The following is a 14820-nucleotide window of genomic DNA, read 5'->3' as shown; positions in this document are numbered from 1 at the left end:
CCTGGGGCGCCGCCGGCGGTTCACGCCGGCGGCGCGACCATCTCCCAGAAGGGACATTTAGATGAGCGCGCAGCGAACCAGCTTCGGCAAACTCGAGCGCGACCGCAATAAAAAGGCCCGAGCGGCCGCCAAGCGGGAGCGTCGCCAGGGGCGTGCGTCGGAGTCGGATGCCGCACCGGAGGATTCCGGGTCGACGGCCAACTCGAGCCGTGCGGACTCCGCCGAGGTCCTCGAGCATCTCGCCGCCATCCACGAGCGCTTCGAGGAAGGCGCCATCAGCTACGAGGAGCTCGAGGAGCGGAAGGCCGAGCTCCTCGCGCGCCTCGAGATCGACTGAACCCGAGATCGACTGATTGACCGCCGCGCCGGCCGTCTACCGCTTGTTGGCCCGCAACACGGCGGCGGAGTCGGACAATCGCATCCACGACGACGCGGTGGCCCGTCGCTACGGCTTCGGCGGCGGGCTGGTCCCGGGCGTCACGGTCTACGCCTACGTCACCCACCCGGTCGTCGAGGCTTGGGGGCCGGCGTGGCTCGAGCAGGGGACGATGGACGTGCGCTTCGTCGCGCCCTTCTACGACGGCGACGAGGTCGTGGTGGGCCCGGCCCGGGAGCCCGGTGCCCTGGCTGTCGAGCTGGGGGTCACCAACGGGGAGGGTCGGCTCTGCGCCACGGCCAGCGCCGGGGTTCCGGCAGCACCCTCAGACGCCCCCGACCCGGGGGACTGGGCGGTCCTGCCACTGCCACCGCCAGACGAGCGCCGCCCGGCGGCGCGCGACGTGTTCGGGAGCCATGAGACGCTGGGCGCGCTGGAAGCGACATTTCGGGCCGATGCGGGGGCGGCCTACGCGGACGCTGTCGGAGACGATCTGGCCGTCTACAGGGGCCCGGACGCCGTGGCCCATCCGGGCTGGCTGCTCTCGCTGGCCAACTACGTGCTGGCGTCGAACGTCGCCCTCGGCCCGTGGATACACACCGCCAGCGAGGTGCGACACCTCGGCCAGGTGACCGACGGCGACCGGGTCTCCGTCCGGGCCCGGGTGGTCGAGCTCTCGGAGGCTCGGGGTCACGAGCTCGTCCACCTCGACGTCATCATGGTGGTGGGCGACCGTGCCGTGCAGCGGGTCCGGCACTCGGCCATCTACCGCCTCCGCCCACCGGCGGAGCCCAGCATCTAGCGGCGCGGGTTGCAGACCCTCGGGCCCCGTGCGACACTCATTGCGATGCCCGCCCGCGACACCCTCGTAGTGATCACCTAGCGCACGCCGACCTCACGCGTGCGCTTTCGGCCTCCCAGACGGGAGGCCCTTTTATTTGGCTGGAAATTGTCTGGCTGAGAAGCAGCAGATCCGACGAAGTTCACTGGAGCCACCCCGATGAAGCTGACCGGGGCGCAAGCCCTCATCAAGAGCCTCGAGATGGAGCAGGTGGAGGTCATGTTCGGCCTCCCCGGGGGCGCCATCCTGCCCGTGTACGACCCCATCATCGAGTCGACGATCCGCCACATCCTGGTCCGTCACGAGCAGGGCGCGGGACACATGGCGGAGGGTTATGCCCACGCCACCGGACGGCCGGGCGTCGCCATGGTCACGAGTGGTCCGGCGGCCACCAACATCGTCACCCCCCTGTGCGACGCCTACATGGACTCGATCCCGCTCGTCTGCGTGACCGGTCAGGTGGCGCGCTCGGCCATCGGCACGGACGCATTCCAGGAGTGCGACACCACCGGAATCACCATGGCCGTGACCAAGCACAACTGGCTTGTCACCGACGCCCAGGACATCCCCCAGGTGGTCGCCGAGGCCTTCCACGTCGCCACGACCGGCCGGCCCGGGCCCGTCCTGATCGATCTGCCCAAGGACGTGTCGAACGCGACCATGGACTGGTACTGGCCCAACGGTGTCGACCTGCCGGGCTACAAGCCCACGACGCGCGGCCACCCCCGCATGATCAGGGAGGCGGCCCGGCTGATCGCCTCCGCCCAGCGACCCGTGATCTACGCCGGCGGCGGCATCCTGAAGGCCCGTGCGGCGGAAGCCCTGCGGGCGCTGGTCGACGACACCGGGATCCCCGTCGTCACCACGCTCATGGCCCGCGGCGCGTTTCCCGACGACCACCCGATGTGCCTGGGCATGCCGGGCATGCACGGCAACTACACCGCGGTGACCGCCATGCAGAAGGCCGACCTCCTCATCGCCCTCGGGAGCCGCTTCGACGACCGGGTCACTGGCAAGGTGTCGGCGTTCGCCCCCGAGGCCAAGGTCGTCCACGTCGACATCGACCCCGCCGAGCTGGGCAAGGTGCGCCGACCCGATGTTCCGATCGTCGGCGACTGCCGCCTGGTCATCGAGGAGCTCGTCGCCGCCGTTCGCCAGCAGACGGAGCCCGAGCCGGTGCCGGATCGCGGGCCGTGGATCGACCAGATCCGCCAGTGGCAACGGCAGTACCCGCTCGCCTACGACCGCAACCCGCCCGACGGCGTGCTCAAGCCGCAGTTCGTCGTCGAGTCCCTTCGCGACGCCACTCCCGACGACACGATCGTCGTGGCCGGCGTCGGTCAACACCAGATGTGGACCTCGCAGTACTGGCGCTTCAACCACCCCTACACGTGGGTCAACTCCGGTGGCTTGGGCACGATGGGCTTCGCCGTGCCGGCCGCCATCGGGGCCAAGGTGGGCCGGCCCGACCGGACGGTTTGGGCGGTCGACGGCGACGGGTGCTTCCAGATGACGGCCCAGGAGCTGGTGACGGCCTCCGCCGAGCGCATACCGGTCAAGATCGCCATCCTCAACAACGCCTACCTCGGCATGGTGCGTCAGTGGCAGGAGATGTTCTACGACGAGCGCTACTCCGAGGTCTACCTGTCGCCTGACCTGCCCGACTACGTGAAGTGGGCCGACGCCATGGGCTGTGTCGGACTGAGGGTGGAGGCCCCCGAGGAGGTGGGTCCGGCGATCGACAAGGCCAACGAGATCGACGACCGGCCGGTGGTGATCGACTTTCGTACCGACTCGTCGGAGAAGGTCTTTCCGATGGTGCCGGCCGGCGGCTCCAACGACGACATCGTCGTCGACCCCGCCCATGGAGAAGGAGGACGGTGATGGCGCCCGCGAAGGGGAACCAACCGAGGCACCACATCCTGTCGGTCACCGTCGAGAACCGGGCCGGCGTCCTGGCTCGCGTCGCCGGCCTGTTCTCCCGCCGGGGCTACAACATCTACTCGCTGGCCGTGGCACCGACCGACGACGAGCGCTTCAGCCGCATCACCATCGTCGTGGACGTCGAGTCCTCCCCGTTGGAGCAGGTCACCAAGCAGCTGTTCAAGCTCATCAACGTGGTGAAGATCTCCGAGCTGGATCCGGCCGAGGCGACCGAGCGGGAGCTCGTGCTGGCCACGGTGCGGGCCGAGCCCAAGAGCCGCGGCGAGGTCATCGAGCTCGTGCAGGTCTTCGAGGGCCGGATCGTCGACGTCGGCTACGACCAGCTGACCGTGATGCTGGCCGGCGCACCTTCGAAGCTCGACGATTTCGAGGACCTCATGCGTTCGTACGGCATCGTCGAGCTCCAGCGGACCGGTCGCGTCGCCCTCCCCAAGCTCGAGCGCCAGGCCCCGCGTCTGCGCAGCGTGAGCGGGGCTGTGGGCTGAAAGGAAGAATAGAGAGATGGCCACGCTCTACTACGAGAAGGACGCCGACCCCGCGCTGCTCGCCGGCCGGAGGGTCGCCGTCATCGGCTACGGATCCCAGGGTCATGCCCACGCGCTGAACCTGCGGGACTCAGGTGTGGACGTGCGGGTGGGCCTCCGCCCCGGCTCGTCCTCGTGGGCCAAGGCCGAAGAGGCCGGCTTGCGGGTCGTGGCCATCGACCAGGCGGCGAAGGAAGCCGACGTGGTCATGATCCTCCTGCCCGATACCGAGCAGGCGGCGGTCTACGAGGCGGCCATCGGACCGAATCTCGACGACGGCGACGCCCTCTTCTTCGCCCACGGCTTCAACATCCACTTCGACCAGATCACTCCGCCCCCCGGCGTCGACGTCGGCATGGTCGCACCCAAGGGGCCGGGACACCTCCTGCGCCGCACGTTCACCGAAGGTGGAGGGGTGCCCTCACTGGTCGCCGTGTCACAGGACGCGTCGGGCAAGGCCCGCCAACTCGCGCTCTCCTACGCCCACGCCCTGGGGGCGACGAGGGCGGGGGTCCTCGAGACGACGTTCGAGGAGGAGACCGAGACCGACCTGTTCGGCGAGCAAGTCGTGCTCTGCGGCGGTCTGACGGCCCTGGTCACCGCCGGGTTCGAGACCCTGGTGGGCGCCGGCTACCAACCCGAGTCGGCGTACTTCGAGTGTCTGCACGAGCTCAAGCTGATCGTCGATCTGATGTACGAGCAGGGAATCTCGGGGATGCGGTTCTCCATCTCCGACACCGCCGAGTACGGGGACATGACGCGTGGTCCGCGGATCATCGACGAGTCGGTGCGGGCGGAGATGGGTCGCATCCTGGAGGAGATCCGCGACGGTCGCTTCGCCGCCGAGTGGGTGGCGGAGAACCGAGCCGGACGGCCACACTTCAACCGGCTGCGGGCCGAGGGGGCGGCGCATCCCATCGAGAAGGTGGGCGCCGAGCTGCGGGCCATGATGCCGTTCGTGGGGGCCGGCCGGGCCCGGCCCCAGGACGTCTCCGGCGGCTGACGCACCGGACCGCCCGGCGCCGGGCCGGGGTACGGTCGGCGACCGATGACTATCGCCCTGCCCGTCGATCCCTCGGTCGTCGGCGGGCTGCGACGGGCCCGGCGCCGCCGTCGCCTGGCCGAGGTCGACGTCTTCGAGGCGCTCTACCAGGCGTACCTGGCCGCCTTGGCCGTGGGCATCGTCGTCGCCCTCGGCTCCGGTGTGACCGGCGACGCCCGGCTCGGCGCCTCTGCGCTGGCTCAGGTCCGGACGCACGGTGCAGCAGCGGTGGGACTGGGCGTGGCCGTGGCCATCGCCATCGCCCTCCGATCAGGGGGCCGGGGCGGGCCGCTGGCCGTGGAAGGCCCGGACGTGACCCACGTCCTCCTGGCTCCGGTCGATCGCCGCGCCGCCCTCGCCGGACCCGCCACCCAACAGCTTCGCTTCGGCGCCTTCGCCGGCGGCACGGCGGGGGCGGTGGTCGGGTTGATCGCCTATCGCCGGCTGCCGGGCACGCCGGGCGCGTGGGTCCTCTGGGGCGCGCTGGTGGGTGGCCTGGCCGCCGTCGCCGCGCTCGGCGCCGCCATGGCAGCGTCCGGTCGGCGCCTGCCGCGCTACGCCGCGAACGCGCTGGGGCTGGTCGTGCTGGCGTGGTCGGCGGCCGACCTGGCCCTCGGGGTGACGTCGTCGCCGTTCACGCTGCTCGGCCGCCTTTCGCTGTGGCCGCTCGGGTTCGACTGGACGGCACTGGTCGGGGCCGTCGTCGCCCTGGTCCTGGCTGCCGTGGGCCTGGCCCTGGTGGGGGGCCTGTCGCTCGAGGCGGCCGAACGGCGCAGCCGGCTGGTCGGCCAGCTCCGCTTCGCGGCCACGGTTCGCGATCTGCGCGCCGTGATGCTCCTGCGCCGCCAGCTGGCGCAGGAGCGACCCCGGACCCGTCCCTGGGTGCGGCTGGCAACGCGGCCCGGCTCGGGCATCCGCTTGGCGGTGTGGACGAGGGGTTGGCGGGGGATACTCCGATGGCCGGCCCGCCGTGTCGCTCGCTTGGTGGTCCTGGGTGCGGCAGCGGGGGTGAGCCTGCGGGGCGTCTGGTCGGGCACGGCCCCGCTCGTCGTGGTGGCCGGTTTGGCCCTCTGGCTTGCCGCGCTGGAGGCCGTCGAGCCGCTGGCGCAGGAGGTCGACACCGCCGACCGTCGGGATTCGTTCCCACGCGCGGAGGGGTGGGTCGAGCTCCGCCACCTGGCGGTGCCGTGCGTCGTGATGGCGGCGGTGGCGGTGGTCGGCATCGGCGCCGCTCTTCCGCTGAGCCAGGTCGGGCTGGTGCTGGGCGTGGGCGGCTCGACCCTCCTGCCCGCGGTCACCTGCGCCATCGCCGGGGCGGCGGTGAGCGTCGTCCGGGCCCCGCCACTGGCCGTCGTCGGCAACAACCTCATGCCCGAGCTGACGGGTCTGCGGGCGCTGGTCCGGGAGCTGGTGCCTCCCGTTCTCGCCACCGCCGGGTTGCTGCCGGTGCTCGCCGCCCGTGCCGTCGCCGCCCGTCACCATTCGGCGACCGCGGCGGCGGCCAACGTCGCCGTGCTGCTGCTCATCATCCCGGTGGTGGTCGGCGCCTGGGTCCACACCAGGGGTCAGGTGGCCGCGGTCGCGGGCACCGGCGGGAGGCGGACGTGACCCGCGTGCTGGTCAGCGAGGGCCTGGGCAAGGACTACGACGAGACCGTCGCCCTGGAGGACGTGACCGTCCGGGTCGAGGAGGGCGAGCGGGTGATCGTGGTGGGTCCGAACGGGTCGGGCAAGACGACGCTGCTGCGGGTGACCGCGGGTCTGCTCGAGCCGAGCCACGGCCGGGTGGAGGTGGTCGGTGCCCCCGCGGGCTCGCTGCCGGCCCGCGCCGCCACGTCGTACGTGCCCGATGCCCCGGTGCTGTACGACGACCTGAGCGTGGCCGAGCACCTGGAGTACGTGGGCCGTCTGCACGGCACCGACGACTGGGACGAGTGGGGCCAGGAGCTGGTGGTGCGCCTGGGCCTGGAGGAGCGGGTGGACGACTTACCCGCCCGCTTCAGCCGGGGCCTGCGCCAGAAGACCTCCATCGCCCTCGGCCTGGTCCGGCCCTTCTCGCTGCTGCTGGTGGACGAGCCCTTCGTCGGGCTCGACGCCGGGGGGCGCCAGGCCCTGCTCGAGCTGCTGGAAGAGTCGGCCGCCGCGGGCGCCGCCGTCGTGGTGGCGACCCACCAGCTCGAGTACGTGGACCAGGCCAGCCGCTGCCTGGGCCTGCGGGACGGTCGGCTCGTCTACGACGGTCCGGCCACGCCCGGACGTGTCGAGCGCCTCGTCAGCTGAGGCGAGGTGGCGGGGGCGCCGTCGATGCTGTCCTCTGGATTCACCTCACCTTTCGAAAATGGGCGACGCGCTATCGAACATCGCGCCCGCTTTCGACCGGAGGTGGAACAGCACAATGCTGGACTGCCCGCGCCGGACCGTCCTCAAGGACAGCGGTAGTCGGCGTCGAAGCCGCCCGACTCGTACTGGGTCATGATGACGGACCCGCCCGAGAAGCTCTTGGCCGGGCGGCAGGCCGACCGGGCCTGCTCCAGCGATCTGGCTCCCGGCACCCAGTCGGGATGCAGCGGCGAGAAGTAGGCGCGGCTGGTCGAGGCGTCGAGGCCGGTGATGTGTCGCCACTGATAGGCCGTGGAGTAGAAGCCGATGTGGTCCAGCCGTACGCCTGCAGCCCGCAGACCGTCCACGAACCCCGCCACGGCGGCGATGTTCATCGCCACCCAGCCCGGGGTGCCGGTCGTGGCCCAGCGCGAGTCGGTCTCCACGTCGAGCCACCAGGGAGCGTCCGCGGGGTCGGCGACCGGCGGGTGGTTCGACCGGCCGACTGCGGCAAACCATCGGGCCAGCTTCAGCGAGCCGGCGGCTCGAAGGTAGCCGTAGTCATAGGCGCAGCCGCTGCTCCAGGTGCCGGTGCAGGACTTCGGGTGGGCCGTGGTCCCGGGCCACAAGGTGGCACCGGGCCCCGGATCGCCGGCGGTCATGTAGTAGGAGACCCGCGGCTGGGTCGACAGGCCGGTGGAGCCGGCGGCCCAGGCCAGCTCGCCCGGCTGGCCGTGCCAGGGGCCAAGGCACGGGTTGGGTGCGGCCAGGCCACCGTTCACACCCACGATGGCGAAGGCCGGGTTGGCGGGGTAGTGCGGTGCGGGGGCGCTGCATTGGGGAAACGAGATGTCGTAGCCGACCGGGCTGGTTGTGGCCCCGGCGGGGGCGGCCCCGAGGACCAGGAGGACGCCGAGCACGATCCCGGCCAGGGCGCGCGGCCTCCACGGCCGGCTCTGTGGTCGGGCCGGCCTCCCGGGCCGGCTCTGTGATCGGGCCGGCCTCCACGGCCGGCTCTGTCGCCTGGACGAAGTTCCCACGGGGCTCCCCCAGAGGTCGAGACCTCCGCCCGTCAGGCAGGATACCGCTCAGGCGGCCAGCGTCGTGACGACGTGGTCGACGCAGGCGGTCAGCGCGGCGACGTCCTCGGGATCGATGGCGGGAAAGAGGGCGATGCGCAGCTGGTTGCGACCGAGCTTGCGATAGGGCTCGGTGTCGACGATCCCGTTGGCCCGCAGCGCCGCTGCGACGGAGCCGGCGTCGACAGAGTCGTCGAAGTCGATCGTCCCCACGACGTGGCTTCGCTCGTCGGGCTTGGCGACAAAGGGCGTGGTGTAGTCCGTGGCCTCGGCCCAGCCGTAGAGGATCTCCGCCGAGCGATCGCACCGGGAGGCGGCCCACTCCAGTCCTCCATTGGCGAGCATCCACTCCAGCTGCTCCACGAAGAGGAACAGGGTTGCCAGGGCGGGGGTGTTGTAGGTCTGGTTCTTGTCCGAGTTCTCGATGGCGATCGTCAGGTCGAGCGACGCCGGCAACCAGCGGCCGCCGCTGGCGATGCGGTCGACGCGATCGAGGGCCGACGGAGAGAGCACGGCCACCCAGAGGCCACCGTCGGAAGCGAAGCACTTCTGGGGCGCGAAGTAGTAGGCGTCGAGCTCGGCCGGGTCCACTCGCAGCCCCCCTGCCGCCGAGGTGCCGTCCACCAGCACCAGGCCGTCCGCACCATCGGGCCGTCGGATCTCCATGGCGACACCCGTCGAGGTCTCGTTGTGGGTGAGCGCGTACGCGTCGACGTCGGATCTCGGGACGGCGAACGGATGGGTGCCCACCGGCGACTCGATGACCTCGGGCCGGTCGAGGTGGGGCGCGGCGGTGGTCACGGCGGCGAACTTGGAGGAGAACTCTCCGAACGACAGATGCTGGCTGTGCCGCTCGACCAGACAGAAGCTGGCGATGTCCCAGAAGCTCGTGGTGCCCCCGTTCCCCAGCACCACCCGGTAGTCGTCGGGCAGGCCGAACAGCTCCCCGATCCCGGCCCGGAGACGGCCCACGACCGAGCGCACCCCGGACTGGCGGTGACTGGTCCCGAGGTACCGGGGCGCGGCTTCCGCCAGGGCGACCACCGCCTCCTGGCGCACCTTCGACGGCCCGGAGCCGAAGCGGCCGTCCGAGGGCAGGAGATGGCCTGGTATGCGGATCTCGGCCGGCGGCCTATTGAATCTGTGATCGGCTGGCACTGTGCAAGCATGGCACCATGACCGCTTCGCTCGACACTTCGAGCAGTCGGGGTGCAACCGGCACCCGTACCCCCGCCGTGTCGCGGCGCGTCGGCGCCGTGGCGGAGTCCGCGACCCTGGCCATCGACGCCAAGGCGAAGGCCCTCCGGGCCAGCGGCGAGGACGTCGTCGGCTTCGGGGCCGGAGAGCCCGACTTCCCCACGCCCGAGCCCATCGTCGAGGCCGCCGTGGCCGCGTGCCGGGATCCCCGCAACCATCGCTACACCCCCACGGCCGGCCTGCCGGAGCTGCGAGAGGCGATCGTCACCAAGACCGCCCGTGACTCGGGCCTCGCCGTCGAGGCGGCCCAGGTCTTGGTCACCAACGGAGCCAAGCACGCCGTGTTCCAGGCATTTGCCACGCTGCTCGACCCCGGCGACGAAGTCCTCGTCATGGCTCCCTACTGGACGACGTACCCGGAGGCGATCGCCCTGGCGGGAGGGGTCCCGGTCGTCGTGCATGCCGACGAGTCGACCGGCTTTCGGGCGAGCGTGGACCAGCTGGAGGCGGCGTGCACGCCGCGCACCAAGGTGCTGCTGTTCGTCTCGCCGTCCAACCCGACCGGTGCCGTCTATCCCGCCCACGAGATCGAGGCCATCGGTGGGTGGGCGGCCGAGCGCGGGTTGTGGGTGGTGACCGACGAGATCTACGAGCACCTCGTCTATGGCGGGCGGACGCACCATTCGCTGCCCGTCCTCGTGCCCGACGCCGCCGAGCGCTGCGTGGTCGTCAACGGGGTGTCGAAGACGTATGCCATGACGGGTTGGCGCGTCGGCTGGCTGATCGGTCCCACCGAGGTGGTCCGGGCGGCGATCAACCTCCAGTCGCATTCGACCTCCAACGTGGCCGACGTCTGCCAGCGGGCGGCCCTCGCCGCCGTGTCCGGCGACCTCTCGGCCATGAGCGCCATGCGGCAGGTCTTCGACCGACGCCGGCGCCTCCTGCACGCCGGGCTCAACGACATCCCCGGGGTGTCATGCCTGGAGCCGGAGGGCGCCTTCTATGCCTTTCCGTCCGTGGCCGGGCTGCTGGGGCGCTCGATCAGGGGCCACCGACCGACGTCGTCCCTGGAGCTCGCCGCCGTCCTGCTCGACGAGGCCCGCGTCGCGGTCGTTCCCGGCGAGGCGTTCGGCACGCCGGGTTACGCCCGGCTCTCCTATGCGCTCGCCGACGACCAGCTGATCGAAGGTGTCCGGCGGCTGGGCGAGGTGCTGGGCGAAGCGGCGCCGTGAGCCGCGTCCTCGTCACCGAGCCCATCGCCGAGGGCGGCATCGAGCTGCTGCGGTCCGCCGGCAACGAGGTCGACGTTCGCATCGGCTTGTCGCCCGCCGAGCTCCGGCAGGCGTTGGTCGGCGCCCAGGCCCTCATCGTCCGCTCCGCCACCACGGTGGACGCCGACGCGCTCGCCGCCGGGTCCGAGCTCGTGGTCGTGGGCCGGGCGGGCATCGGCGTCGACAACGTCGACGTGGCCGCCGCCACCCGGCGCGGCGTCATGGTGGTGAACGCGCCGCAGTCCAACATCCTGTCCGCCGCCGAGCACGCCATGGCCCTCCTGCTGGCCCAGGCCCGCAATCTTCCTCAAGCCCATGCCGCCCTCGTCGCCGGGAAATGGGAACGCTCCCGCTGGGAGGGCGTCGAGCTGCACGGCAAGACGCTCGGCATCGTCGGCCTCGGGCGCGTGGGGGCGCTGGTCGCCCAGCGGGCCCACTCGTTCGGGATGCGGCTCAGCGCATACGACCCGTATGTGTCCACGGACCGGGCCCGCCAGATGGGTGTGACGATGACGTCGCTCGAGGACCTGATGGCAGAGGCCGACTTCGTCACCGTCCACCTGCCCAAGACGCCCGAGACGCTCGGGCTGATCGGCAAGGATCTCCTGGCCCTGGCCAAGCCCGGATTGCGGATCATCAACACCGCCCGGGGAGGCATCGTGGACGAGGACGCGCTGGCCGAAGCCGTTCGCTCGGGCCGGGTCGCCGGCGCTGGCATCGACGTGTTCGCGACGGAGCCGACCACCTCGTCGCCGCTGTTCGAGCTGGACACTGTCGTGGTCACTCCGCACCTGGCGGCCAGCACGCGGGAGGCTCAGGACAAGGCAGGGGTCACCATCGCCGAGCAGGTGCTGCTCGCCCTCGCCGGCGACTTCGTGCCGCTGGCGGTGAACGTCGGCGCCGGTGAGGCCTCGGAGACGGTGCGGCCGTTCCTGCCGCTCGCCGAGCGGCTGGGACGCATCTTCGCCTCGCTCAACGAGGGCCTGCCCGACCGGCTCGACATCGAGTACCAGGGCGCCCTGGCCGGCTACGACACCCGGATCCTCACGCTCTCGATTCTCAAGGGCCTCTTCGCCGCCGGCACCGAGGAGCCGGTCTCCTATGTCAACGCCCCTCAGTTGGCCGAGGAGCGCGGCCTGGAGGTGAGGGAGTCGACCACCACGTCGGCGCGCGATTTCGTCAACCTGGTCACCTTGCGCGGTCCTGACCATGCTGTGGCGGGGACCCTGGCGGGGGTGCGAACCGAACCCCGCATCGTCATGGTCGACGATCACACGGTCGAGGTCCCACCAGCCCGCCACATGCTGGTGGTCCGCAACGACGACCGCCCCGGCATGATCGGCGTGGTGGGCCTGGCCCTGGGCGAGGCGGAGGTGAGCATCTCCAGCATGGCCGTCGGCCCTTCGGCCCACGCCAGCACCGCCCTCATGGTGCTGTCGACCGACCGACCGACGCCGACCGACGTGCTCGAGCGCCTGGCTCGAGCCGACGGCATCCTCGACGTGCACAGCGTCACGTCGGGCTGATCGGTGGGCGGCTTCGCCCGCTCTGCTAGTGCTTGGAGCGCTGAAGGCCGTCGAGCTCTGCGGCCTCGGCGGTGGCGTAGCAGCGGTCGGGGATCGTGCGGTCGTAGACCGCCATCCCCGGCAAGTGGAAGCGTCCGCTCGAGAGCTTGCCCTTGACGGGGTGCGAGGCGGGACAGACACGACCGTCCGGCTCGACCCACCGTTCCTCGGTCTGCACCCGAGAGGGCACGGGCGGCCAATCCTCTGTCACCACCGGGTTGTACGGGGCTCCGTTGGCGCCCGGCCCGGGCCGGCGGACGCGAAGCACCACAGCCACCGTGAGGCCGGCGAGCAGACCCAGCAGCACGACCATCCGGACCCATCGCTGCAGCATCAGCGCGTGCCTCCTGTTCGATGCGCGCCGAAACGTCTTGACGCCCCGCGCCTGGTTTGCGACGATCTTTCCACGATGAAAAGGGTTCTATCCGCCACGAGCCTCCTCCTTACCTGACGGCGAGCGCCGCCAGCGCTCGCCCACGCCTCCTGCGCCTTCGGGCCCAGGGGGTTTTTTATTGCATCCGCGCCCTCAACACACGACTTTCGGGACAAATCCGAGGCCGGCCCGGGAGGCCGGCCCTGAAGCAAGGAAACTGCGATGGCCGACCAGCTGATCATCTTCGACACCACCCTGCGAGACGGGGAGCAGTCGCCGGGCATCTCGCTCGATGTGGGCGAGAAGCTCGAGATCGCCGAGCAGCTGGCGCGCCTCGGGGTGGACTACATCGAGGCCGGCTTCCCTGTGGCCAGCGAGGGTGACTTCGACGCCGTCCAGACCATCGCCCGCACCGTGCGGGGCCCCGCGATCGCCGGGCTCTCGCGGACCCACCGGGGCGACGTCGACCGCTGCTGGTCCGCCGTCCGCGACGCCGACCGCGCCCGCATCCACGTCTTCATCTCGACCAGCCCGTCCCACATGGAGCACATGCTGCGCATGACGCCCGAGCAGGTGGTGGCCGAGACGAGGGCGGGAGTGAGCCGCGCCCGTGAGCACACAGACGACGTCGAGTTCAGCCCCCAGGACGCCACGCGTACGCCGCTCGACTTCATGATGGAGGTCCTCCAGGCCGCGGTCGAGGCCGGGGCGACGACGCTCAACATCCCCGACACGGTCGGCTACGGCATCCCGTGGGACTTCGGCGCCCTCATCCAGCACGTACGCAAGGAGGTGGCGGGGGACTACGTGCTGTCCACCCACTGCCACAACGACCTCGGCATGGCCGTGGCCAACAGCCTGGCCGGGGTCCGGGCGGGCGCCCGGCAGGTCGAGGTGTGCGTGAACGGGCTCGGCGAACGTGCGGGGAACGCCGCCCTCGAGGAGGTGGTGATGGCTCTCAAGATCCGGCCCGATCAGTTCCCCGGGCTGGAGACGGTCGCCCGCACCGAGGAGCTGGCTCGAGCCTCCCGTCTGGTCAGCCGGCTTACCGGTTATCCGGTCCAGTACAACAAGGCCGTCGTGGGCCGCAACGCCTTCGCCCACGAGTCGGGCATCCACCAGCACGGTGTGCTGGCCGAGCGCAGCACCTACGAGATCATCGACGCCTCGACGGTGGGCCAGCAGGGCCGCCAGATCGTCCTCGGCAAGCACTCGGGGCGCCACGCCTTCTCCGAGACGCTGGCCCAGATGGGGCTGTCGGTCCACGGCGACGCCCTCAACGCCGCATTCAGCCGGTTCAAGGAGCTGGCCGACCGCAAGGTCCAGATCACCGAGGCGGACCTCGAGGCCATCGTCGTCGAGGAGCTCGGCGCCACCATGGAGGAGGCGTTCGCGCTCGAGTCCCTGGAGGTGTCCGGCGGCACCGTCGGTGTGCCCCACGCCCGCGTGATCGTCAGCCGGGCGGGGACGAAGTCCGAAGCGTCGGCCGAGGGCGACGGGATGATCGACGCCGCCTGCCAGGCGATCCGGGTGGCCACCGGCATCGAGGCCAGCATGACCGGCTTCAACGTCTCGTCGGTGACCGGAGGCATCGATGCCCTCGGTGACGTGGTCGTCCAGCTCGAGTCCGGCGGGGTACGGGTGTCCGGGCACGGGGTGTCGACCGACGTGGTGGAGGCGTCGGCCCGCGCCTACCTGAACGCCGTCAACCGGCTGATCCGCCTGCGGGCGCGCAACCACGTGCGCTCGTCAGAGGTGGGCCCCTGAACCGAGCTGCGCTCGTCCGGCTCGCCGCCCTCGCTGTCATCTGGGGCACGAGCTTCCTGCTCATCAAGGTCGGCCTCGAAGGACTCCAACCAGCCCAGATCGTCCTGGCCCGGCTGACGACGGGCGCCCTCGCGCTGGTCCTGGTGGTCGCGCTCACGCTCCGTCATCGCTCGCCGCAGTTGGGGGCGGCCGATCTCGGCCACCTCGCCGTCCTCGGAGTGGTCTCGAACGTGGCCCCCTTCTTTCTCTTCGCCTGGGGCGAGCAGCGGGTCTCGTCCGGCCTGGCGGGCGTCTCCAACGCCACGACCCCGCTGTTCACCGTCGCCCTGGCCATCGCCGCGCTACCGGACGAGCGGCCCACCCGGGCGAGGATGGTCGGCCTCGTCACCGGCTTCCTCGGGGCGGTGGTGATCCTTGCTCCATGGCGACCGGGGGCGACGATCGGCACTCTCGGGGGCGAGCTTGCCTGCCTCGGCGCCGCCGCGTGCTACGGGGTCGGCTTCGTCTACACCCGCCGCTTCCT

Annotated in this window: 14 protein-coding genes; 11 read left to right on the top strand and 3 right to left on the bottom strand. The window is 71.2% G+C overall.

Translation table 11 applies throughout. The features are described from left to right. The first annotated feature begins 61 nt into the window (after nucleotides 1-61). From VH112_09870 to VH112_09840, 7 genes are all read left to right on the top strand, one after another. Nucleotides 62-337 carry a hypothetical protein gene (locus VH112_09870; protein HEX4540538.1) on the top strand — a complete coding sequence of 92 codons (276 nt, stop codon included), beginning with the start codon at nucleotides 62-64 and terminating at the stop codon, nucleotides 335-337. Between the two features lie 16 nt (nucleotides 338-353). Further along, the gene (locus VH112_09865; protein ID HEX4540537.1) at nucleotides 354-1178 is read left to right on the top strand and encodes a hypothetical protein; all 825 of its coding nucleotides are present in this window, start codon (nucleotides 354-356) and stop codon (nucleotides 1176-1178) included. A 198-nt stretch (nucleotides 1179-1376) separates the two neighbouring features. Then, the gene (locus VH112_09860) at nucleotides 1377-3101 is read left to right on the top strand and encodes an acetolactate synthase large subunit (protein HEX4540536.1); all 1725 of its coding nucleotides are present in this window, start codon (nucleotides 1377-1379) and stop codon (nucleotides 3099-3101) included. After that, nucleotides 3101-3646, top strand: a complete 546-nt coding sequence (gene ilvN / locus VH112_09855; GenBank protein ID HEX4540535.1) for an acetolactate synthase small subunit — start codon at nucleotides 3101-3103, stop codon at nucleotides 3644-3646. Before VH112_09860 ends, ilvN begins: the two co-directional genes overlap by 1 nt. Before the next feature lie 16 nt (nucleotides 3647-3662). Then, nucleotides 3663-4688: a ketol-acid reductoisomerase gene (ilvC, locus tag VH112_09850; protein HEX4540534.1), complete on the top strand. Its 1026-nt coding sequence runs from the start codon at nucleotides 3663-3665 to the stop codon at nucleotides 4686-4688. A 45-nt stretch (nucleotides 4689-4733) separates the two neighbouring features. Then, the gene (locus tag VH112_09845) at nucleotides 4734-6335 is read left to right on the top strand and encodes a hypothetical protein (GenBank protein HEX4540533.1); all 1602 of its coding nucleotides are present in this window, start codon (nucleotides 4734-4736) and stop codon (nucleotides 6333-6335) included. Further along, the gene (locus VH112_09840) at nucleotides 6332-7006 is read left to right on the top strand and encodes an ABC transporter ATP-binding protein (protein ID HEX4540532.1); all 675 of its coding nucleotides are present in this window, start codon (nucleotides 6332-6334) and stop codon (nucleotides 7004-7006) included. The genes VH112_09845 and VH112_09840 overlap by 4 nt, the downstream gene beginning before the upstream one ends. Before the next feature lie 143 nt (nucleotides 7007-7149). Here the strand turns inward: VH112_09840 and VH112_09835 are convergent, their stop codons facing one another. Continuing rightward, nucleotides 7150-7965 (bottom strand): hypothetical protein, encoded by an 816-nt coding sequence (locus tag VH112_09835; protein ID HEX4540531.1) that lies wholly within the window; start codon nucleotides 7963-7965, stop codon nucleotides 7150-7152. Between the two features lie 168 nt (nucleotides 7966-8133). Beyond that, entirely contained in the window at nucleotides 8134-9282 is a 1149-nt protein-coding gene (serC, locus tag VH112_09830) for a phosphoserine transaminase (protein HEX4540530.1), read from the bottom strand. A gap of 17 nt (nucleotides 9283-9299) precedes the next feature. Between serC and VH112_09825 the strand changes: the two genes are divergently transcribed. Next, the gene (locus tag VH112_09825) at nucleotides 9300-10553 is read left to right on the top strand and encodes a pyridoxal phosphate-dependent aminotransferase (GenBank protein HEX4540529.1); all 1254 of its coding nucleotides are present in this window, start codon (nucleotides 9300-9302) and stop codon (nucleotides 10551-10553) included. Continuing rightward, the gene (gene serA, locus VH112_09820) at nucleotides 10550-12118 is read left to right on the top strand and encodes a phosphoglycerate dehydrogenase (protein HEX4540528.1); all 1569 of its coding nucleotides are present in this window, start codon (nucleotides 10550-10552) and stop codon (nucleotides 12116-12118) included. Before VH112_09825 ends, serA begins: the two co-directional genes overlap by 4 nt. 25 nt (nucleotides 12119-12143) lie before the next feature. Here serA and VH112_09815 read toward each other — a convergent pair whose 3' ends face one another. Then, nucleotides 12144-12491, bottom strand: a complete 348-nt coding sequence (locus VH112_09815) for a hypothetical protein (GenBank protein ID HEX4540527.1) — start codon at nucleotides 12489-12491, stop codon at nucleotides 12144-12146. 261 nt (nucleotides 12492-12752) lie between these two features. On the opposite strand from VH112_09815, the gene VH112_09810 reads away from it, so the two are divergent. Together VH112_09810 and VH112_09805 are read left to right on the top strand one after the other, a co-directional pair. Next, nucleotides 12753-14297: a 2-isopropylmalate synthase gene (locus VH112_09810; protein HEX4540526.1), complete on the top strand. Its 1545-nt coding sequence runs from the start codon at nucleotides 12753-12755 to the stop codon at nucleotides 14295-14297. Further along, nucleotides 14294-14820, top strand: a 527-nt coding sequence (locus VH112_09805; GenBank protein ID HEX4540525.1) for a DMT family transporter, incomplete at its 3' end; no start/stop codon positions are given. The genes VH112_09810 and VH112_09805, both read left to right, overlap by 4 nt.

This window comes from Acidimicrobiales bacterium (assembly GCA_036270875.1).
GTDB lineage: Bacteria > Actinomycetota > Acidimicrobiia > Acidimicrobiales > AC-9 > AC-9.
The sequence above is the reverse complement of the archived record's forward strand: the minus strand, read 5'-3'. Positions and strand labels throughout refer to the sequence as shown.

Bases quoted from the DNA above. Each gene is read 5' to 3' on its own strand.
- VH112_09815 (HEX4540527.1), bottom strand. From the start codon at position 12,491: ATGCTGCAGCGATGGGTCCGGATGGTCGTGCTGCTGGGTCTGCTCGCC.
- VH112_09870 (HEX4540538.1), top strand. From the start codon at position 62: ATGAGCGCGCAGCGAACCAGCTTCGGCAAACTCGAGCGCGACCGCAAT.
- VH112_09845 (HEX4540533.1), top strand. From the start codon at position 4,734: ATGACTATCGCCCTGCCCGTCGATCCCTCGGTCGTCGGCGGGCTGCGA.
- ilvN (HEX4540535.1), top strand. From the start codon at position 3,101: ATGGCGCCCGCGAAGGGGAACCAACCGAGGCACCACATCCTGTCGGTC.
- VH112_09825 (HEX4540529.1), top strand. From the start codon at position 9,300: ATGACCGCTTCGCTCGACACTTCGAGCAGTCGGGGTGCAACCGGCACC.
- ilvC (HEX4540534.1), top strand. From the start codon at position 3,663: ATGGCCACGCTCTACTACGAGAAGGACGCCGACCCCGCGCTGCTCGCC.
- VH112_09860 (HEX4540536.1), top strand. From the start codon at position 1,377: ATGAAGCTGACCGGGGCGCAAGCCCTCATCAAGAGCCTCGAGATGGAG.
- VH112_09810 (HEX4540526.1), top strand. From the start codon at position 12,753: ATGGCCGACCAGCTGATCATCTTCGACACCACCCTGCGAGACGGGGAG.